The sequence below is a fragment of the Actinopolyspora lacussalsi genome, assembly GCA_030803735.1.
In the GTDB taxonomy this organism is placed as follows: domain Bacteria; phylum Actinomycetota; class Actinomycetes; order Mycobacteriales; family Pseudonocardiaceae; genus Actinopolyspora; species Actinopolyspora lacussalsi.
This window is the reverse complement of sequence record JAURUC010000001.1, coordinates 3,370,504-3,391,098: the sequence shown is the minus strand read 5'-3', so window position 1 is coordinate 3,391,098 and position 20,595 is coordinate 3,370,504. Positions and strand designations below refer to the sequence as shown.

Here is a 20,595-nt window from a genome sequence, read left to right as displayed (position 1 = left end):
GCCTCACCCTCACATGCTGTACGTATCCGCTTCTCCTCGACGAGGGCTCGGATACAAAATCGTGGAACATGCTGATCTTGGTTGTCCCGGTGCCAGGTTCGCTCTCGGGGGCCGAAAAATTCCAGCCCCCAAGAGCCGCAATAAACTTCTCATTGCTTGCGCCGGAAGTGCTACGGTTTTCCTGCTCCCGGCGGACCGACTCCTGGTCGACTGATCGGATCAGTCGTTCGGCCGGATCGACAGTGCGTGCCGGAACACGTTTCCGGGGTCCCATTCCGCCTTGACGCGCCGCAGGGCGGCGTGGTTCTCCTTGAAGTACAGCTCCTGCCAGGGAACTCCGGAGGTGTTCCACTCCGGATCCGACATGTCGGTGTCGGGGAAGTTGACGTAGCACCCGTCGGTGATCTCGTCGGAAACAGGTGCTCCGCCTGTTCCCGCGTGCAGGTCGCGGAACAACCGGCGCATCCAGTCGAGCCCAGCCTCGTCATTGTCCTCCTCGTGCCAGGTGTTCATGAAGAACGCCTGCATCACCGAGTCGCGCTGCGCGGAAGCGGTGGCGTGCGGGGGAACTTCGTTGATCCGGCCGCCGTAGGACTGCAGCGCCACCAGGCTGGTGTCATGGCTGTGCTCGGTGCTGTTCAGGTAGTCGTACAGCACACCGGCCTGTTCGTCGGTGTAGGCACTCCGCAGGAATGCCGACTTGGCCTTCTGTCTCCCGACCTCCCCGTCCTGCGCGGCGGCGAGCGCCTTCTTGGCCGCCAGGTAGGACACCGTCTCGGTGGGCACCGTCACGGGTTCGACTCCCAGGCCGTCGGTCAGTTCGGCCAGATAGTCCCGCAGCAGTCCTTCCGCGTTGGGCAGGCTCGCGTCCACGTGCGTGAACGCCACGGCCGCCATGTCCTCGTCGGACGTCCTACCCGGTAGCACGATGCCCGCGAACAGGCCGTTGTAGGGCGAGTCCGGTGCGCTGTTTCTCTCGTGCCAACGCCCGAAATTCCCGAGTAGCTTCTGCAGCACGCCCTTGTCCACCACGGAACGGGGGAACAGCAAAGTGGAGCTGAGCAGACCGGCAGGCGGTCGCGGGAGTAGCCGGGTCGGATCGGCTCCCTCGGCGGATGGGGAACGGAACCAGTAACGTGTGACCACACCGAAGGTGCCGCCCCCACCACCGGTGTGCGCCCACCACAGATCTCGGTTGGGATCGTTGGCCTCCCTGGTCGCGACGACCGAACGTGCGTGACCGGAAGCATCCACCACCACGACCTCCACCGCGTAGAGGTGATCGGCCGCCAGGCCGTGGGCGCGGCTGAGCGAACCGTAGCCGCCGCCGACGACGTGCCCGCCGAATCCGACCGTGGCACTGTCACCGGCCGGCACGGTGACACCCCAACCGTGATACAGCGTCCGGTACACCTCGGCGATTCTGGCACCGGCCCCGATCTCGAACGCCCGCATCGTGGAGTCGAACCGGATGGTGTTCAACTGGCTGAGGTCGATCAGGAGCAGGTCGTGGGTCTTGTCCCCCACCAGGTCCTCGTAGCCGTGTCCGCCACTGCGTACGAACACGCGCTTGTCCGCACGAATGGCGTCCTCGACCGCTCGGACCACCTGCGCGGTGTCGCGTGCGACGCGGAACGAGGCGGGGCGAGGGGTCAACCTCCTGTTGTTGGCCTGCTTGACCAGATCCTCGTAGCGGGGATCCGTCTCGTCCACGTGCCCGGACGAGTGGTCGGTGTCGGCTTCGTGCTCGTCGATACCGAGGACAGTCATGATTCTCGCTTTCGAAAACTAACGGGTAACTCGCGACGGAACGTCTGATCAGGAGTCGGCCCGATTCGGCTCGCTCCTGTTGGAGTTCGTGGTGCGCAGGACGACGAGCAGGCACACCGCTGCCATAGCGCCGCCGATCCAGAGCACGCTGCTGGCCGCGATTCCGTCCACTGCCATGCCGCCGAACAGCGCGCCCAGCGCGATGGAGAGGTTGAACATCGACACGTACAGCGAGGAAGCGGCTTCGGTGGTGTCCGGGGCCTTGGTGAGGATCCAGGTCTGCATCGTGACCGGCACGGCGCCGTACCCCAGGCCCCACAGAATCAGGATTCCCGCCGCGGAGAGCGTGTTGGTGTCCACCACGGCCAACAGCGTCATCGCGACGGCCAGCACGACCGACAGGCCCATGATGGTTTCCCGCAGCCGGGTGCGGATCAGTGCGCCCGCGATGAAGTTGCCGCAGATGCCCGCGACGCCGAAGACCAGCAGCAGTCCGCCGATCAGCTCACCGCCGATTCCGTCCTCCAGCAGCAGCGGTCGGACGAACGTGTAGGCCACGAAGTGTCCCGTGATGATCAAAAACGTCATGGCGACGCCGACCCGCACTCCGACGTTGGAGCGGAACACCCGGGGAAGCTCCGAGAACCGGAGCGTCTGCTCCGCGGGCAGGCGGGGGACCAGGAACACTATGAACGTCAACGAGACCAGTCCGAGGATGCCGACGACCGCGAACGCGGTGCGCCAGTTGCTGAGATCGCCGATGAACGTTCCCGTGGGTACACCGAGTACCGAAGCGGTCTCGACACCCCCGAAGATCACGGCGGTGGCGCGCGCGACCTGGTGCTCGGGAACGAGTCGCAGTGCGATACCGCCCGCTATGGACCAGAAACCGCCGACGCTGATCCCGATCAGAAAGCGGGCGACGAGCACGATTCCGAAATTGGTGGCGAAGGCGGAGGCGAGGTTCGCCGCTCCCACCAGGCCGATCAGCACGGCCAGCACCAGTCTGCGGTCGATTCGCCCGGTCAGTACGGTGACCACCGGTGCGGAGAACGCGGCGACCAGTCCTGGGACGGTCACCATGAGTCCGGCGGTCCCCTCGGAAACCCGTAGTGCGTCACCGACCGGGGTGAGCAGACCGACGGGTAGCAGTTCCGAGGTCATCAATGCGAAAATGCCCAGAGTCACCGCGAGGACCGCCAGCCACCCCTTGAGTGGTGAGCGGCCGGTACTCGTAGTGGCGGGCGTTGATGGGGCGGTTGTCACGACGCCATCAGCCCTTCCGACAATGGATACGACAATACCGGGTAGGGACGGTGGCCACGGGGATACGGCCACCGTCCTTACCGTTTTCCGTCGTTCGGCGACGAATTGTTGTCGTTCGTCGCCGAACTTTTTCGGTCCACACCGTTCGGCGCGCGCCGAGATCGGGTGACGAACCCTCGTGGCGAATCGCGTCGGGAATTGTGGACTTCGATCCGGTTCCGTTCCCCCGCTGTTCCGGGGCACAGCGAATCCGGATCCGTGTCCGGGATCGGCGGGCGGCCGCGCGGTACGGAACCGCCCGGAGAGCGGATCCGTCCGCCGTGCCTGCCGGTATGCCGATCCCGGGGCCGACCGGCTTTCCGGGTGTTGTTCCGGACCGGTTGCCGGGGATCGGTCCTTACTGGGTACCGGGGGTCTTGCGGGTGGTGACGTTCATCCGGTTCCAGGTGTTGACAGTGAAGATCAACGCGATGAGCTGGGCCAGTTCCTGCTCCTCGAAGTGCTTGGCCGCCTGGTCGTAGACCTCGTCGGACACGCCCTGCGGAAGCAGGGTCACCGACTCGGTCAGCTCCAGGGCGGCCCGTTCCTTCGCGGTGTAGAGGCTGGACTCGTGCCAGGCGCTGAGCTGGTAGATCCGGTCCTCGGTCTCACCGGCCTTGCGGGCGTCCGTGGTGTGGTAGTCGATGCAGTAGGCGCAGTGGTTGAGCTGCGACGCGCGAATCTGGACCAGCTCCAGCAGGACCGGGTCGAGTCCCTCCCTGGCCGCGGTGTCGAGGGCCACCACTGCCTTGAACACCTTGGGCGCGACCTTGGTCAGGTTCATCCGTTCGGGAATCTGTACTTTATCCATGGCCATGACTTTAAAGGGGATTTCCGGGCTGTGTATGGTTCATTTCCGTGATGGATTCTTGGGTCAATTCCACCGATGAAACGGCGCGCTCCGCGACGGAGCCGAACGTCGCGGGAGAATCGGGTTCCGGGGCGGACCTGCACCTGGAACTCGACGGCACGGGCAGTCGCCGGGACCAGTTGATGCGAGCGCTCCGGGAATCGATTCGCTCCGGTAGGTTGACGCAGGGAACGAGGTTGCCGCCGTACCGGTCGTTGGCCACCGACCTGGGGATCGCCCGCAACACTGTCGCCGACGCCTATGCCGAGTTGGTCGAGGAGGGGTGGCTGACCTCGAAGCAGGGGTCGGGCACGCGGGTGGCACCTCGGGCGGTTCCACTGGAGTCCGAACGTTCCCGACTCTCGGCGCGCCGCTCCCCGCGCAGGCCGACACACGACCTGCAACCCAGTTCGCCGGACGCGGCTGCCTTCCCGCGTTCCGACTGGATGAGGTCGGCGCGGCGAGCCATGACGAACGCGTCCAACGAGGCGTTCGGCGTAGGCGATCCACGTGGCCGTGTCGAACTGCGCGACAGCCTGGTGGATTACCTCGCTCGTGCGCGCGGTGTGCGGACCAAACCGGAGCGCATCGTCATCTGCGCCGGCTTCGCGCACGGCCTGCGGTTGTTGAGCACGATTCTGGACGGCGCCGTCGCCGTGGAGTCCTACGGATTGGCCTTTCACCGCGAGATCGTGTCCGAGACGGGGTCGCCGACCGTGCCGTTGACGATCGACGAGCACGGCGCGCGTGTCGACGAGATCCCGGACAGCGGGTCGGGGACCGCGCTTCTCACACCCGCACACCAGTACCCCACGGGGGGTCCGCTGCATCCCGAGCGCCGCTCGGCCGTCATCGACTGGGCGCGCTCGACCGGCGGACTCATCATCGAGGACGACTACGACGGCGAGTTCCGCTACGACCGTGAACCGGTGGGCGCGCTACAGGGACTGGATCCGGAGCGAGTGGTCTACATGGGGTCGGTGAGCAAAAGTATCTCCCCGGCGCTGCGGATAGGTTGGATGGTGCTGCCCGAGCGCCTGGTGGACGACGTCCTGGACGTCAAGGGGCCGCGTGAGCTTTCCACCGGGGTGACCGGGCAGTTGACGCTCGCCGATTTCGTTTCCTTCGGTGCCTACGAGCGACATCTGCGTCGGATGCGGCGGGTGTATCGCCGTCGACGTGATCTGCTCACGGGAATGATCGCCGAACGCGCCCCGCACATCCGGGTCAGCGGAATCGCGGCCGGATTGCACGCCGTGCTGGAGCTGCCCCCGGACACCGAACGGATGTCGGTGACGGCCGCACGGAGACAGAGCCTGGAACTGGACGGGTTGAACGCGTACCGCCATCCCGACAGCACCATGCCGTCCCGGGAGGGGCTGGTGGTGGGCTACGGAACGCCCCCCGAGCACGCTTTCTCCGGCGCGTTGGAAGCTCTGTGCCTGGCGCTGCCCGAAGCGCCGGACGGCGCGGATTGAACCATCGCAGCCACGGTGTGGCTTCTCGTGCGAAGCGCGATGCGCCCATCCCCGGGGACGGGCGCATCGGGTATTCACGAGTACCGCGACGACGGGGCCGTGCCGTCAGACCGGGTTCGGGGTGGCCGCGTGCTCGAACACGAGATCCAGTTCCGAACGCAGGCTGTCCAGGTCGTCGGTGTGCCCGTGCGCGGCGATGTGCCCATCCGGACGAATCAGGTGGTATCCCGCTCGTACGCACATCCCGCTCGCACCGGACCCGGATTCGTCCGGACCGAGAACGGTCAACCGAGGGAGCCGTTCGGTCATCCGGTGCAACTCGGTCGTCCAGGACGGGTCGTTCTCCGGCGGTCGGACGAGCAGTGTCCACCCCCGGGGGTCCGCTGCCGACTCGGCAACCCCGAGCGCTTGCCGCACATGCCGCGGTACGGCGGCTCCGGGGCGCCCGCGGAGCCGTGTCCCGGCATCGGTGCGGCACGACGGTCCCGAGGGACGTTGCGTGTAGCGGTTCGGGGTGTAGGTGAGCCGGACCCCGGCCAGTACCGGAGCGATGAACCGGGACGCGATTCCGGAACGTCCCAGCAGCCGCAACGCCGTGTCGCGAACCACGGCCTTGCCGCGCGTGCGTGCGGTGAGCGCACGTGTGTGCAGGTCGGTGTCGCGCACGATGCGTGTGGTCGCCTCCTTGCGTTCCGTGTCGTAGGTCGAGAGCAGCGTGCTCGGGGAATCCCCCCGTAGTACGGCGGCGATCTTCCAGGCGATGTTGTGCGCGTCCTGCAGCCCGTTGTTCATTCCCTGGCCGCCTGCCGGGCTGTGTACATGGGCCGCGTCCCCGGCCAGGAAGACGCGGCCGCGCCGGAACTCACCCGCTCTTCGGGCGTGCACCCGAAAAACGGTTTCCCAGACGGGATCGGTGATGCTGACTCCGCGCGGTCCCTGAGTGTCGATCACCGACTGCATCCGACTCCGAGTCATCTCGGAGCCTTCCGGCAGCACGGAGAGGAATCGGAAAACCCCTCCCGGCTGCGGAACCACCACCAGGGTCCCGCCGGTACTCTGATAGTAGGAGATCTCGTCCGGTGGCAGCCTTCCGTCGACGTGTGAGTCGATGAGCGCGAAGGACATCGGGTAGGTGTTGCCCTCGAATCCCACGCCGAGTTGGCCCCGAACGGTGCTGCCCGCACCGTCGGCCCCGATCACGTAGTGCGCGCTGCTCCGGTGGACGGAACCGTCGGCGGATTCGAGGATCGCCGTGACGGTTCCCCCGGGGTCGTCCGTCGCCGGTTCCGAGTTCTCCAGTGCGAGAAGCCGTACCTCGCGTTCGACGGTGCCGCCGAGCTGCCGCAGCCGTTCGGTGAGAATGCGCTCCGTCTCGTACTGCGGCAGCTGACGGGCCGCCAGCTCCTCGGTGAAGCTCATCGAGGCCACCGGAGCCCGTTCGGAGAAGTAGCGAAATGCCCGAACGGGTACGGAAACCCCTCGTACCTGGTCCCCCGTGCCGAGTTCGGTGAGGATGTCCATCACCCTCGGCCAGACGGACAGTGCCTTGGGCACGTCGGTCGGGTGCGGCGATCGGTCGACGAGCCGTACCTCGATTCCCCGGCGCAACAGCTCGCACCCCGCGAGCAACCCGGTCGGTCCCGCTCCGACGATCAGCACCTCGTCGTCGCTGTTTCGCACGATGCTCTCCTCCAGGTCGGTGGCCGCGATTTCACTCGGAGACCGCGGTGTTCGCGCGTCGCAGCCGAGCGGAAAGCTCTATGCGCTGCACCTTCATCGTCGCCGTTCGGGGTAGTTCGGAGATCTTCATGTGGACCGGTTCGGCGAGTTGGGGCCATTCCGCGGTGGCATCGGCCCAGCGCTGCCGATCCAGTGGGGCGTCCTCGTCGGTGCAGACCACCGGGACCGGCTTCTCGTCGGCACCCGGTACGACCACCAGTTCTGTGAGCTCGTCCAGTCGGTCCAGCACCGCGTCCTCGACTTCCAGGGTGCTGGTCAGGCCCGGAATGCTGTCCACCTCGCGATCCAGCAGATGCAGGCACCCCTCCTCGGTGCGGTACCCGATGTCCATACCGCGCCACCAGCCGCCGTGGATCTGGGTGTCGTAGCGTTCGCGCTCCCCGAGGTAGCCGAGCACGCGCCCCGCGGCCTTCACCTCGATGTAGCCGGGGTTCTCCCTGCTGACCTCTTTACCGTTGCGGCTGACCAGCCGGAACTTGGTGTCTCCCGGGAACGCGTGGCCCTGGCAGCGCCCGTCGGCGTCGAGCGCCGTCTCGCGGGTGAACCCGCGCCCGACCAGCGGTCCAGTCTCGCTCTGGCCGTAGATCTGGTAGAACAACGGCGAGCTTCGCTCGCTGGCGTGCAACAGCTTGTGCATCGTACTCGGGTGAATGGCATCGAACGTGCTGCTGAAATATTTCACGTTCGCCAGTGGTCGACTCGGGTGCTCGGCCAGTTCCTCCCACTCCATGAAGGAATTGGGGTGTGATTCGATGAATCCGGGCTGCGTTTCCTCCCACAGTTTCGCCGCCTTCGCCGGGTCCGAATCGTTCATCACGACCATCGGGTTGCCGCGCGGCATCAGCACGGCGAGCGCCAGTGGCATCCGCGAGTGCACATAGGAGACGTGCATCGCCACGGTTTCCCGCTCGCGGATCATGTCGAACAGCTTCGCCTGCGGACGATAGCGACCGTGCAGTGTCCGCGCCGAATGCATCACGAGTTTGGGCAGTCCGGTGGTTCCCGAGGTGTGCGTCATCAGGGCGGGATGGTCCGGGTGGATCAGTACCGGTTCCTGTCGAGGAGCGCCCGCGTACTCGTCCAGGGACACCGAACCGGGACGGGAATCGGACACGCTGACGACACGTTTGGTGATCGAGCTCAGTTCGACGTTCCGGAACGGACCGTCCAACTTGGGCACATCGGTGACCATGAACGGCTCGCCGAGCCTACGCAGCAACGCGACCACGCTGTCGGCGTCCAGTGCCGAGGACAGCTGTACCGGTACCGCGCCGATGCGGGAAACCGCGCACGAGACGATGTTGATGTCGATGCCTTCGGATTTGTGGATCGCGACGTGATCGCCACGCCGAACCCCGATCGCGTGCAGCCGCGCCGCCGTGTCGTCCACGTGCTCGGCGAACTCCGCGAAGGTCAGTCGTCCCCCGCAATTCGGAAGCAATTCGGGTGTGTGATCGAGAATGATCGTCTTGTCGCCGTGCTCGGCCACGGAACGTTCGGCGACGAGTCCCATGTAAAGACCTTTGTTGCTCTGCATCACCGGAAGCATGGAAATATCCCCTAAAGCTGCGAAAGAAATCCTCGGAAACTTTTTCGAGGGTTGCACGGGCGTATTCGTGCCCGCGAGGGCGGTCAGAAGAGTATGTCAGTTCGCGACCGTGGTGATGGTTCTTTGGAATTCTTCGAGGTTTGTTTCGCCGTGGTGGCGCGGCCGACGGGGCACGAGACCGGTAAGCAGATCGCGGACGATGCGCACGCCGTCCAGGGTGAGCACCGATTCGGGGTGGAACTGAATCGAAGCGAAATCCCGACCGCACAGCGCGTGCACTTCCCCGGTCTCGGGATCCCGGCTGACGTCGACGACTCCCCAACTCGGATGGTCGATCCGGTCCGCCGCGCAGTAACCCGCGAAAGTGTTGTAGAAGCCGACGACCTCCGCGGCTCCGAACAGGTCGATCCGACGCTGTGTTCCCTGATTCGGCACCGGTCTGCGTTTCGTGGTGATTCCCGCGGCCATGCCGACCACCTGGTGGCTCAGACATATGGCGAGGAACGGTTTCCCGGTGGCGAGCAGTTCCCGGGCCGTCTCGTGCAGCCCGTTGATCTTCGGGTGCTCCGTATCGGTCGGATCTCCCGGGCCGGGTCCGAGCACCACCAGGTCGTACTCCCCAGGCGAGTGAGTCTCGTCGAATCGGCGGACGGTCACGTGCAGCCCGAGACTGCCGAGCTGATGGCGCAGCATCGCCGTGAACGTGTCCTCGGCATCGATCACCAGCACACTTCTGCCCGCCAGGTCCGACATCTCGCCCGAATGCCCCATCCGCTCCGACAGCCAGAAATCGGCGAGATTGTCGTTGCGTCGACGCAGCGTCGCGCGCACGTCCGGATGCGCGGCGAAGCCCCTGGTGCTCTCGGTGCGCAACGCGTTCAGCAGCCCCGCGGCCTTCGCCCGCGTCTCCGCGACCTCCGAGACGGGATCGGAGTGGCGAACCAAGGTGCCGCCCACGCCGATGCTCATGCGCCCCGTGGCGTCGATGTCGGCGGTGCGGATGAGTATCGAGGAGTCCAGGAGGTGCCGTCCCTGTGCGTCCCTGCCGATGAGGCCGACTATTCCGCTGTAATAACCGCGTCCCCTCGGCTCGTGCCGCGCGATGACACGACACGCGCTTTCCAGCGGGCTGCCCGTCACCGTGGGCGCGAACATGGTCTCGCGCAGGATCTCCCTGGGATCGCTGTCGGTGCGTCCCTCGATGAAGTACTCGGTATGTGCGAGCCGGGCCATCTCCTTGAGATAGGGCCCGATGACGCGTCCTCCCTCGTGGGAGATGCGCGCCATCATCTTCAGTTCCTCGTCGACGACCATGCAGAGCTCGTCCGATTCCTTGCGGTCGCCAAGGAATTCCATGATCTCCCCGAGCTCGGGGCCGGACTCCGGATAGCGGTAAGTGCCGCTGATCGGGTTCAGCACGGCGGTGCCGTCCTGCACGCTGATGTGCCGTTCCGGGGTGGCACCCACGAAAGTTCGATCCCCGGTGTGCAGCATGAACGTCCAGTAAGCGCCGGTTTCTCCTTCCAGCAGTCTGCGGAAGAAGGTGAGCGCGCTCCGTGATGTGTAATCCTCCAGGGTCGCCGTGAAGGAGCGCTTGATGACGAAGTTCGCTCCCTCACCCGTTCCGATCCGGTCGTTCACGATGTCGCGCACGATCTCGGCGTACTCGCCGTCGTCCGTGTCGAACGATTCCTGCCCGAGGTGTATCGGCTCGTCCGGCAACCGCCGCATGGCCTCGGGCAGGCCGATGCGGTGGTGCTCCTCGACGCTCATGGCGAGCAGCGGTTCCCCGTCGTCCAGACACTCGTAACCGCGTTCGGAGATCTGCCGGAACGGGACCATGACCAGCGTGTCCGCGCGTGGTTCGCCAGGTGCTTCCTCGCATTCGGGCACCGGTATCTCCGCCAGTTCGGCGAGTCGGGAGATCTCGCCGGTGAATATCTCCACCACACCCGGCGAGCTGTCAGGGCGATACAGCAGCGCGAACGGCGGGGGGTGGTCGCCGGTGATCTCGTCCAGCGGGTCGACCGAGTTCCGGGAAGTCATGCGAGGGCCTCCTTGACCGTAGTGACGACGGCGCAGCAACGGGCCGCGTAGTCGAGGGCCATGTGATGCCGTTCCCACGAGAAGTCAGCGACGGCGTCGGCGGCGAGGAACGTCTGTACGTCGTTGCTGTAGGACTCGACCGCGGTGATCAGCACACCGATGTGCGCGTAAACGCCGCACAGGATCAGCTGGTCCCGGCCGGCGGAGCGCAGCTCCGCCAACAGTCCGGAATCGAAGAAGGCGCTGTAGCGCCACTTCGTGAGGATTCGGTCGTTGTCACCGGGGGCGAGCTGGTCCACGACCTCCCGGTCCTCCGGTGAGGTGCGCATGCCCGGACCCCAGAAGTCCCGCAGCAGTCCGCGCTGCTCGGCTGTCATGTTCCCCGGTTGCGCGGTGTAGACGACCGGGATGCCGAGTTCCGCGCAGTTCTGCCGCAACCGGACCGCGTTGTCCACCAGCTCCGTGCGCGGGTTCGGGGGAAGCGGTTCGAGGAAGTATCGCTGCATGTCGTGTACCAGCAACACCGCGCGTGTCGGATCGACGGTCCACGGCGCGGTGTTGCCGGGAAGTTCCACGGCTGTCGGCATCCGATAGGCGTGGGTGGTCGGAATTCCGGCCATGATGTCCTCTCTGGTATGTCCTCGCTGACTCACTGGTCCGTGCGAAAGCCGTCTCACCCGGGGTGATCCGCCTTTCGGTCATCCCGGTCGGTCGGGGAACGGAGTCCTACCAGGAAGCGCCGAGTGCGGCTCCGCCGTCCACCGTGAGGGTGTGCATGGTGATCTGGGAGGCGGAATCGGAGAGCAGGAAGCCGACCGCCTCGGCGACGTCCTTCGTGGCCCCCAGCTTTCCCAGCGGGATGCCCACCCGGAACACCTCGGGACGTCCCTCGATCGTCGAGTCGGCTCCGGACGAGTCGTGCCACATCGAACGGAGCATCGGTGTGTCGGTCGATCCGGGCGCCACGATGTTGCACCTGATGCCGTGCCGGGCTACCTCCAGCCCGAGACTTTTCGTGAACATCGTGGCCGCGGCTTTGGACGCCGCGTAGGCGGCCATCTCGGCACGCGGTGTGGCCGCGGCGTTCGAGGCGACGGTGACGATCGAACCACTTCCGCGCGGAATCATTCGGTCGACGACTTCCCGAGAGAGTCGGAAGACTCCGCCGGCGTTGACCGCGAAAGCGCACTCCCAGTCCTCATCGGACAGTTCGGTGACCCTTCCCGTGCGGAGGACACCGGCCGCGTTGACCAGATGCTCGATCGCCCCCAGGGAGCCTTCCACCTCGTCGACGGTGGAGCGGACCTCCGATGTTCCGGTTACGTCGGAGGGAAAGGCCGTCACGGGCAGTCCCTCGGCGGTAAGCTTCTCCACCGTCTCCCGCAGCCGTTCACCGTCCCGGTCCAGCGCCGCCACCCGGACGCCCCGCAGGGACAGCTCCTGTGCCACGGCCGCTCCGATGCCGCCTGCTGCTCCGGTTACCAGTGCTACTCCGTGGTGCATCAGTCAGCGCTCCTCGCGTTCAACAGGGGAGACAGCGTCCCGTCCGAGAACAGCGGCCGTCGACTCGGCCACGAAGAGACCACCGAGATAGCCTGTTCCGGCGTGAGCCGGGGATCGCAGTGGCTGGTGTAGATCCGCCCAGCTGCCTCGGCCTCGCCGGGCCCCGCGACGCATTCGGTCACCGAGTCCGGTGTCGTCTCCAGGTGCACCCCTCCCGCTGTGCCACCCGCCTTCGTCACTGCCTGGTGGAAGGCGGCGATCTCCCGTTCCAGAACTTCCACGTACCGCGTCTTGTGGCCGTTCGGCGCGCTGATCGTGTTGCCGTGCATCGGGTCACTGAGCCAGATGACCGGGTGTCCGGCGAGCCGTACCGCTTCGACTAGTGGCGGCAGTCGGTCCGCCGTACGGTCCGCGCCCATTCGAGCGATCAGAGTGAGTTTGCCCGGCTGTCCGGCGGGGTCGAGACGCGAACACAGCGCGAGCAGCTCGTCGATGTCCATGTTGGGGCCGACCTTGCAGGCCACCGGATTGGCCACCTCGGCGAGCAGCGAAACGTGCGCACCGTCCACCTGTCTGGTGCGTTCGCCTATCCAGGGCCAGTGTGTGGAGGTCAGTACCCGGTTCCCAGCGGCGTCGGTGCGTACCATGGGAAGTTCGTAGTCCAACAGCAGCGCTTCGTGGCTGGTCCACACGAGCGGCTCGATCCTGGGATCGCCGGATCGCACGCGCCAGCCCAGATGCCGCATCACACTGTCGGCACCCATGTAGCCGGTGAGCAGACGCAGCGGATCCGCCCGTCGGTTCTCGGAGTCGGGTTCCGGGCTGTTGACCATGTGTCCGCGAAACACCGGTAGTTCGGTGTCACCGACCCGCTCGGTGGGGTTGGAACGTGGTTTGCCGTACTGCCCTGCGATACGGCCGACTCTGATGGTGGGCGTGTGCGTGATGAACCGAAGCGTTCCCGCGAGCAGATCCAGCACCGCGGACTTGCGCGAGACGTGTTCCGCGGTGCTTTCCGACGGATCCTCCGCGCAGTCGCCCGCCTGGACGACGTGGGCCTCGCCTCTCGCGACGTCGGCGAGCTGGGATCGCAGCAGATGTATGTCGGTGGGGTCCACCAGCGGTGGCCGGGCGGTCAGATCCTCGCGCACCCGCTCCAACTGGGAGAGGTCCTCCCACGGCGGTTGTTGCAGCGCGGGACCGAGTCCTGTGTCGAACATGGAATCGTCCACTGAGGGCTCCTCGAAAGTCGGTGAGTCGAGCGAATTCGCGGCGCGAATCACTCGGTGCGCATTCCACGGACCAGGGCGTCGGCGATTTCCACCGTTCGTCGGGCCTGTGATTCGATCGCGGCGATATTGTCGTCGGCCACATTTCCCGCCTCGTTCCGCGATACGCTGCTCACGCCGTACGGATTTCCGTTCTCGGGGGCGAGCTGAACCGGATCCACGACACCGGGAGGAACTATAATCGCTCCCCAGTGGTAGAACGCGTTGTTGAGGGCGAGAATGGTGCTTTCCTGCCCACCGTGCAGTGTGGCGGTCGAGGTGAAAGAGCTCATCACCTTGTTCGCGAGGCCGCGCCGCGAGTGCAACGGCAGCGTGCGATCGATGAAGTGCTTGAGCGGAGCGGCGGGCATTCCGTACCGCCCGGGGGTTCCCCACAGCACCGCGTCCGCCCACTCCAGGTCATCGATCGTGGCCTCGTCGATGTCACCGGTCTCGGCGACATGACGGGCCCATGCCTGGTTCCACTTGTCGTTTCCGGGAACGATGGTTTCCTCGGTCAGTTCGGCCGCTTTGCGCAACCGCACTTCCGCTCCCTCCTTTTCGGCGGCGGCGGCGCCCGCCACCGCGAGTTTGTGGAGGTTTCCGTGTGCCGAGTAGTAGATGACGGCGAGCTTGGTCATGGCTGGTTTCCTCTCGAATCGTCCTGATAACGCCCTCGATCCTGCTGGTGTGATCGAATGCGGGCCAATCCGTGAACGACGATCTGTCAGATCCTTCAAAAGGGATGATTTTTCGTGCGGCTTGCGAGTGGAACCTGATTTATTTGCGCGTGTTTTCTTGTGGATCGTCGCCGGCCCGTTTCCCGGTATTCGTCCCGACCGGCCGGGACCTCCGCTCCCGCAGTCGGGTACCGGTGGGTTCCTGTCGCCCGGAGTCCGGCGCGCGCCGACCACGCGCACCCGGCGACTGTCTCTCTCTACACACCGGCCCGGGGGCGGTCACCGAGTTCCGGGGAGTCCAGGATCCGTTCGGGGCTTCGCGGCAGTCGTCGTCCGAGCAGCGTGCGTAGCAGGGGATAAGCGCGGGCGTCCCCGGCCAGCACAGCACCCAGCAGGGTTCGGCCGTCCGAATCCAGCACGAACTTCGCGTACGTTCCGGCCTCCCGGTTCTCCCGCACGAACTCCATCGCGCCCTCGGTGCGGCCGTGCACGTCCCCCACCCCAGCGACGTCGACCCCCAGCGACTTCAACTTGGCCGACATGTCGTAGCCGGAGAATCCCGTCGTCGGGCCACCGGGTTTCGTGAGCTGCTCGGCGACCACCTCGGCCATGCGATAGCCGGGAGCGACCAGCCCGTAGCAACGTCCTTCCACCGCCGCGCACTCACCCACGGCCCAGATGCGCTCGTCCGCGGTTCGACAACGATCGTCGACGAGGAACCCGCCCCGCGTGCCGCGTTCCAGCCCGCAGCTTTCGGCGAGCTCATCCCGTGGCCGGATTCCGGCTGAGAACACGACGAGATCGGCTTCGAGCGTGCTGTCGTCGGACAGCCGCACCTCGGCGACCCGCCCCGTGCGATCGGCGTGCACCGAGCGCACGATGGTGCCGCAGTGCACGTGGACGCCCAGCTCTCCCACCATGTTCGCCAGCACGCGCCCACCACCGCGGTCGAGCTGCACCGGCAGCAGATGCTCGGCGGTCTCGACCACGTGCGGCCGCATCCCCAACAGCCGCAGTGCGTTGGCGGCTTCCAGCCCCAGCAGTCCGCCTCCGACGACGATTCCCGGACGGTTCGCACGGGAAGCACGTTCGATCGCTGTCAAATCATCCAGGGTGCGGTAGGTGAAACAGCCCGGAAGCTCCCGCCCCACCACCGGTGGCACGAACGGCAGCGAACCGGTGGCCAGTACCAGCGCGTCGTAGCCGATCGTGGAACCGTCCGCGCAGGTCACCGTTCGCGATTGGCGATCGATCGTGCTCACGCCGGTGTCGAGTCGTAGCTCGACGCGCGGATCCGACGCGATGCCCGAGTCCGCGAGGGTCAGATCCGCCGCTCTTCTGCCGTCGAAGTAAGACGAGAGTGACACTCGGTCGTAGGCGGGACGGGCCTCCTCCCCGAGAACCACCACGCGCCATAGGCGCTCCGGATCACGTCTGCGCATTTCCTCGACCAGCCGGTGACCGACCATGCCGTACCCGATCGTGACCAGCGTGCGTGTCATGCCGCGTCCTTTTCGGTCTCGGGGTTCGGAGCGGGCATCGCCGCGCAGAAGCTCCGCACGCTGCTCTCGCAGGTACCGCAGCCGGTTGTGGCGCGCGTTGCCGAGATCAACGAGCCGAGCTCCCTGGCCCCGTCCGCCCAGGCGCGGGAAAGGTCGGCCCGGGTGACGTTGTTGCAGTGGCAGATCACCGCGTTTTCCGGGAGTTCGTCGGACTCGGCGTATTCCGTGGTGTCTCCCGACAGCAGTACCAATTTGTCGGTGGGTAACTCGGTCCCCCGGTGGTGCAGTTGTCGCACCGCCGCGATCGCCGAGTCGAATCCCAGCAGCACGGCGGAGTGGATGCGATCTCCTCGCAGCACCAGTCGTGCGTACCTCGTCCGCGCGGGGTCGGAGAGCGTCACTTCCTCGTAGTCGTCATCCGGGGAACGGTTCGGTGAACCGATCACGAGCAGCTCGATCCCCGCGGTTCTCGGGCGGATCACCGGTTCTCCCCGGTGGTACCCGGTTTGCCCTCCGGTCAGCAGCTCGGCCAGGACATCTGCCTGGTGCCGTGCGGCGTCCGCTCCGTGCGGTACCTCGCCGTGCTGTTCCACGCAGTCGCCGATCGCGTGAATACACTCGTCCGAAGTGCGCAGCTGTTCGTCGACGACGATTCCGAGACCGGTTTCGAGACCCGCCGCTCGCGCGAGCGACGTCTCACGAACGGTTCCCGTGCACAGCAGAAGCTCGGAGTACGGCAGCCTGGTTCCGTCGTCCAGCAGCAGTTCGCCGTTTTCCACGGCTTTCGCTCGCCGCCCCGTCAACAGGGTCACGCCCGCCCCGCGCACTGCCTCGGACAGCGCTTCGCCCGCTCGCTCGTCCAGCACGCGGTCCAGCGGGTGCTCGCCCGGGTGCACCAGCGTGGTATCCGCACCGCACCTTCCGAGCGCCGAAGCCGTTTCGAGGCCGTGCGGCCCCCCGCCGAGCACCACGAACGGACCCTCGCCCACCCCGGGAGGGGATTCGATCCCGCGCACGCCGCGGACTCCTTCGCAGAGCCCCCCTTCATGGTCCCGAATTCCCGCCATGTCCGGTATCGCCGTACGCGCGCCGGTGGCCAGCACGAGAACGTCGTAGGGGTGGGTTTCGCCATCCTCGCCGCGTACCACGCGGTTCGAGCGATCGATTTCGGTTATGACGGTGCTGTTTCGCGCCGCCACGTCGTCGGGCAGCCGAGGCAGCCAGGGGACCCCGGCCGCGGCGAGCTCGTCGATCGCCGAGCCGGGCATCGCGCGTTTTCGGGAGGGGTCGGCACCGAGGACGGTTATTCCGCCCTTGTGGCCGCGATCACGTAGCCGTCGTGCCAGACGTCGCGCGGCGAACCCGTTGCCGACGATCACGATGCGGTTCATTCCCGCTCCTCACACGGTGCGATGCGTGCGGGACAGACCTTGAACTCGGGCATACCGCTGATCGGGTCGAGCACGGGGCTCGTCACCGTGTTGGCCCGTCCGCTGCCGGGAAAGTGGAAGGGTAGGAATATCGTATCCGTTCGCATCGAACGCACCAGGCTCACGCGCGCGATCGCACTGCCCCGCGTCGAGGTGATCTGCGCCGGCTCGTCCCGAATCAGCCCGAACCGATCAGCGGTATCCGGGTGTACCTCCACGTACGGTTCGTGAGCCGTTTCGGTCAGCTCCGCCACGCGACGGGTCTGTGCCCCCGATTGATAGTGGCTCGCCAGTCTGCCGGTGGTCAGCAGCAGCGGATACGCGGGGTCGGGGACGTGTTCCGTGCCGTCGACCGCCGCGAACCGTGCCCGTCCGTCCGGATGGGCGAATCGTTCCAGGAATGGTCTTGGGGTGCCCGGGTGCGACTCGTCCGCCGTGCTCGGGCACGGCCAGTACAGGGCTTCTCCCGAGTCCAGTCGTTCGTAGGAGATCCCCGAGTAGTCCGCCCGACCGCCACTGGAAGCCCTTCGCAGTTCCTCGAAAACCGCGCGCGGTTCGGTGGGGAACCGCCAGGCGGGCTGACCCAGCCGTACGGCCAGTTCGTGCAGGATCTCCAGGTCCGAGCGGGCGCCCGGCGGGGCGGACAGGGCCGCGCGCCTGCGCAGCACGCGGCCTTCCAGGTTCGTGAGCGTTCCCTCTTCCTCGGCCCATTGGGTCGCGGGCAGGACCACGTCCGCCAGTACGGCGGTCTCCGATGGCACGAAGTCGGACACCACGAGCAGGTCGAGTGCTCGCAACCGTTTCGCCACGTGGTCGGCGTTCGGCGCCGATACGACCGGATTCGAGCCGTGCAACAGCAGCGCTCTCGGACCAGCGGGTTCTCCGAGAGCGTCGAGCAGTTCGTAGGCGCCGCGGCCGGGACCGGGCAGTGATTCGGGTGGGACTCCCCAGACCTCGGCCACGTGGGCACGCGCGGCGGGATCGGTGATCATCCGATAACCGGGAAGCTGATCGGATTTCTGCCCGTGTTCCCGGCCACCCTGTCCGTTTCCCTGACCGGTGAGGCATCCGTAACCGCTGCCGTAACGTCCGGGCAGTCCCAGGGCGAGCGCGAGATTGACGAAAGCCGCCGCCGTGTCGGTGCCGTTGCGGTGCTGTTCGACACCGCGTCCGGTGAGCAGGTGCGCGCGCGAGGCGGTCGCGAGCATCCGTACCGCGCGTCGTAGGGCGTCACGCGGCACACCCGTTACGCGTTCCACGCGCTCCGGCCACCAGTCGAGGACGACCGCCCACATGTCTTCGAAGCCGTTCGTCCGCCGATCGATGTAGTCGTGGTCGACCAGGTTCTCCGCCACCGCCAGGTGCAACAGCCCGAGCGCGAGGGCGAGGTCGGTCCCCGGTGCGGGTTGCAGGTGCAACGCCGCCTGTTCGGCGGTTCTGGTTCGGCGAGGATCAACGACGATCAGATCGGGATGTTGCAGGTGCCGCATCAGCGGTGGCATCGTTTCGGCCGGATTGCCCCCGGCCAGCAGCACCACCTCCGAATTCGCGAGGTCGGTCACCGGGAACTGCAGTCCGCGGTCGACACCGAACGCGGCGTTTCCGGCCGCGGCCGCGGCGGACATGCAGAATCGCCCGTTGTAGTCGATCTGACTGGTACCGAGCGCGACTCGGGCGAATTTGCCCAGCATGTAAGACTTCTCGTTGGTGAGCCCGCCACCACCGAAGACCGCTGCCGCGTCCGGCCCGTGGGTATCCCGGATATCGCTCAGCCGCGAAGCGATCAGATCCAGCGCACTCCGCCAGTCGGTTTCGACCAGGGTGCCGTCCCGTCCGCGAACGAGCGGCGAGCGCAGTCGGTCCGGTGTGTTCAGCAGTGCCGGAGCGGTCCAACCCTTGCGGCACAGCCCGCCGCGATTCGTGGGGAAGTCCGTGGGGCGAACCGTGAGATCGCCGTCGGTGGTGGGCGTCAGCCGGGTGCCGCACTGCAACGCGCAGTACGGGCAGTGCGATTCCGCGCCGAGTCCGTGGCCGGACGCGGTGGCGTTACGGCCGTGCGAGTCATCGGACATCGGTAGTCACCACTCGTTCCGTGCGGTGCGGTTCCGTCCTGGGGTCGATATGAGTGCCCCGTCGGGAGTAACAGCGACTGATCAGCAGTACGCACAGCGCGTAGAAGGCGAGAAACGCGCAGAACGCGGGAATGCCGCTGCCCGTTTCACCCGCGTAGGAGATTCGGAACGCGAGGTTGATACCCACGCCTCCCAGTGCCCCCACCGCACCCGCGATGCCGATGACGGCGCCGGACACGCGCTGTGCTCGTCGGAACGCCGCCCCGGCGTCCCCACCAGCTGTCACCTCGCGTTCCGCCTGTTCGGCGAAGATCGTGGGAATCATCTTGTACGTCGAGCCGTTGCCGATGCCGCTGAGTACGAACATCACGGTGAACCCGGTGACGAACAACGGCAACGAGTGTACGCCCGACGCGATCAGTAGTACCGCGGTTCCCGCCGCCAACCCCCCGAACGTCCACGAGGTGATCCTGGCACCACCGCGCAGGTCGGCGAGCCTTCCTCCCAGCGGGCGTGCCAGCGATCCCAGCAGCGGTCCCAGGAAGGTCAGTGATGCCGCTTGCAGCGGTGTGGATCCGAACTGGTTCTGCAGTACGAGCCCGAAGGCGAAACCGTAGCCGATGAAGGAACCGAACGTTCCCACGTAGAGCAACGACACTACCCAGGTGTGCCTGTTGCGCGCGGCTTCGGGAAGGGCGCTCGAACGCACCCGCACCGCGTCCACGTTGTCCATCCTGAACGCGGCGAGGACCGCGACCGTAGCGATCAGCGGCAGGTACGTGACGGCGATGTAGGACGGATGCGAATCTCCCACCGTGGCGATCACGAGGAGACCGAGGAGCTGTACCACCGCCACACCGAGGTTGCCGATCCCCGCGTTCAACCCGAGAACCCACCCGTGGTGTCTGCGGGGGAAGAACGCGGCGATGTTCGTCATCGACGAGGAGAAATTGCCGCCGCCAACACCCGCGGTGGCACCGATCAGCAGGAACACCCACAGCGGGGTTCCCGGCTGCCGCACGAAGTACGCCGCCAGGACCGTCGGAACCAGCAGCAGTGCGGACGAGGTCATCGTCCAGTTCCGCCCGCCGAATCTGGTGACCGCCCAACCGTACGGCAGTCGCAGGATCGCTCCCACCAGCGTGGGAACCGTGACCAGCAGGAACTTCTCCTCCGGGGCGAAGTCCAGCCCGATCTCCGGCGACATGAACAACACCAGCACCGACCACATGCTCCACACCGAGAACCCGATGTGTTCGGCGAGGACGGACAGCGCCAGGTTTCGGCGTGCGATGGGTTTTCCGGTGCTTCGCCAGAACTCCTCGTTCTCGGGGTTCCACCCCGTTATCCAGCCTCCGGAGGCGAATTTCCTGTTCATCACGTCTCCCTGGTAGAGCGTCGG

General features: G+C 66.3%; 15 protein-coding genes. 1 reads left to right on the top strand and 14 read right to left on the bottom strand.

Annotation, left to right across the window (positions count from 1 at the left end; translation table 11 throughout):
- Positions 1 to 219 precede the first annotated feature (219 nt).
- The 3 genes from J2S53_RS15200 to J2S53_RS15190 form a co-directional block, all read right to left on the bottom strand.
- On the bottom strand, positions 220 to 1,770 hold the full coding sequence (locus J2S53_RS15200; protein ID WP_456241521.1) for an FAD-binding protein: 1,551 nt from the start codon (positions 1,768 to 1,770) through the stop codon (positions 220 to 222).
- A 48-nt stretch (positions 1,771 to 1,818) separates the two neighbouring features.
- Complete coding sequence (locus J2S53_RS15195) at positions 1,819 to 3,036, bottom strand: MFS transporter (protein ID WP_456241520.1); 1,218 nt, start codon at positions 3,034 to 3,036, stop codon at positions 1,819 to 1,821.
- A gap of 397 nt (positions 3,037 to 3,433) precedes the next feature.
- A complete protein-coding gene (locus tag J2S53_RS15190) occupies positions 3,434 to 3,886 on the bottom strand; it encodes a carboxymuconolactone decarboxylase family protein (RefSeq protein WP_456241519.1) in 453 nt (150 codons plus the stop codon).
- Positions 3,887 to 3,933: 47 nt separating this feature from the next.
- On the opposite strand from J2S53_RS15190, the gene pdxR reads away from it, so the two are divergent.
- Positions 3,934 to 5,403 carry a MocR-like pyridoxine biosynthesis transcription factor PdxR gene (gene pdxR, locus J2S53_RS15185; protein ID WP_456241518.1) on the top strand — a complete coding sequence of 490 codons (1,470 nt, stop codon included), beginning with the start codon at positions 3,934 to 3,936 and terminating at the stop codon, positions 5,401 to 5,403.
- Positions 5,404 to 5,508: 105 nt separating this feature from the next.
- On the opposite strand, the gene J2S53_RS15180 is transcribed toward pdxR, so the two are convergent.
- The 11 genes from J2S53_RS15180 to J2S53_RS15130 all read right to left on the bottom strand — a co-directional run bounded on the left by J2S53_RS15180 (position 5,509) and on the right by J2S53_RS15130 (position 20,571).
- Positions 5,509 to 7,083 (bottom strand): FAD-dependent monooxygenase, encoded by a 1,575-nt coding sequence (locus J2S53_RS15180; RefSeq protein WP_456241517.1) that lies wholly within the window; start codon positions 7,081 to 7,083, stop codon positions 5,509 to 5,511.
- A 31-nt stretch (positions 7,084 to 7,114) separates the two neighbouring features.
- Positions 7,115 to 8,692, bottom strand: a complete 1,578-nt coding sequence (locus tag J2S53_RS15175; protein ID WP_456241516.1) for a class I adenylate-forming enzyme family protein — start codon at positions 8,690 to 8,692, stop codon at positions 7,115 to 7,117.
- Positions 8,693 to 8,788: 96 nt separating this feature from the next.
- Complete coding sequence (locus J2S53_RS15170) at positions 8,789 to 10,738, bottom strand: anthranilate synthase family protein (RefSeq protein ID WP_456241515.1); 1,950 nt, start codon at positions 10,736 to 10,738, stop codon at positions 8,789 to 8,791.
- Positions 10,735 to 11,358, bottom strand: a complete 624-nt coding sequence (locus J2S53_RS15165; RefSeq protein ID WP_456241514.1) for an isochorismatase family protein — start codon at positions 11,356 to 11,358, stop codon at positions 10,735 to 10,737. Before J2S53_RS15165 ends, J2S53_RS15170 begins: the two co-directional genes overlap by 4 nt.
- Before the next feature lie 106 nt (positions 11,359 to 11,464).
- Positions 11,465 to 12,241 carry a 2,3-dihydro-2,3-dihydroxybenzoate dehydrogenase gene (locus tag J2S53_RS15160; protein ID WP_456241513.1) on the bottom strand — a complete coding sequence of 259 codons (777 nt, stop codon included), beginning with the start codon at positions 12,239 to 12,241 and terminating at the stop codon, positions 11,465 to 11,467.
- On the bottom strand, positions 12,241 to 13,473 hold the full coding sequence (locus J2S53_RS15155; protein WP_456241512.1) for a 3-deoxy-7-phosphoheptulonate synthase: 1,233 nt from the start codon (positions 13,471 to 13,473) through the stop codon (positions 12,241 to 12,243). The genes J2S53_RS15160 and J2S53_RS15155 overlap by 1 nt, the downstream gene beginning before the upstream one ends.
- A 47-nt stretch (positions 13,474 to 13,520) precedes the next feature.
- Positions 13,521 to 14,150: a flavodoxin family protein gene (locus J2S53_RS15150; protein WP_456241511.1), complete on the bottom strand. Its 630-nt coding sequence runs from the start codon at positions 14,148 to 14,150 to the stop codon at positions 13,521 to 13,523.
- A 296-nt stretch (positions 14,151 to 14,446) separates the two neighbouring features.
- Positions 14,447 to 15,691 carry an NAD(P)/FAD-dependent oxidoreductase gene (locus tag J2S53_RS15145; protein ID WP_456241510.1) on the bottom strand — a complete coding sequence of 415 codons (1,245 nt, stop codon included), beginning with the start codon at positions 15,689 to 15,691 and terminating at the stop codon, positions 14,447 to 14,449.
- Positions 15,688 to 17,082: an FAD-dependent oxidoreductase gene (locus J2S53_RS15140; protein WP_456241509.1), complete on the bottom strand. Its 1,395-nt coding sequence runs from the start codon at positions 17,080 to 17,082 to the stop codon at positions 15,688 to 15,690. Before J2S53_RS15140 ends, J2S53_RS15145 begins: the two co-directional genes overlap by 4 nt.
- Positions 17,079 to 19,193: a molybdopterin oxidoreductase family protein gene (locus tag J2S53_RS15135; RefSeq protein ID WP_456241508.1), complete on the bottom strand. Its 2,115-nt coding sequence runs from the start codon at positions 19,191 to 19,193 to the stop codon at positions 17,079 to 17,081. Before J2S53_RS15135 ends, J2S53_RS15140 begins: the two co-directional genes overlap by 4 nt.
- On the bottom strand, positions 19,183 to 20,571 hold the full coding sequence (locus J2S53_RS15130; RefSeq protein ID WP_456241507.1) for a nitrate/nitrite transporter: 1,389 nt from the start codon (positions 20,569 to 20,571) through the stop codon (positions 19,183 to 19,185). The genes J2S53_RS15135 and J2S53_RS15130 overlap by 11 nt, the downstream gene beginning before the upstream one ends.
- Positions 20,572 to 20,595: the final 24 nt, after the last annotated feature.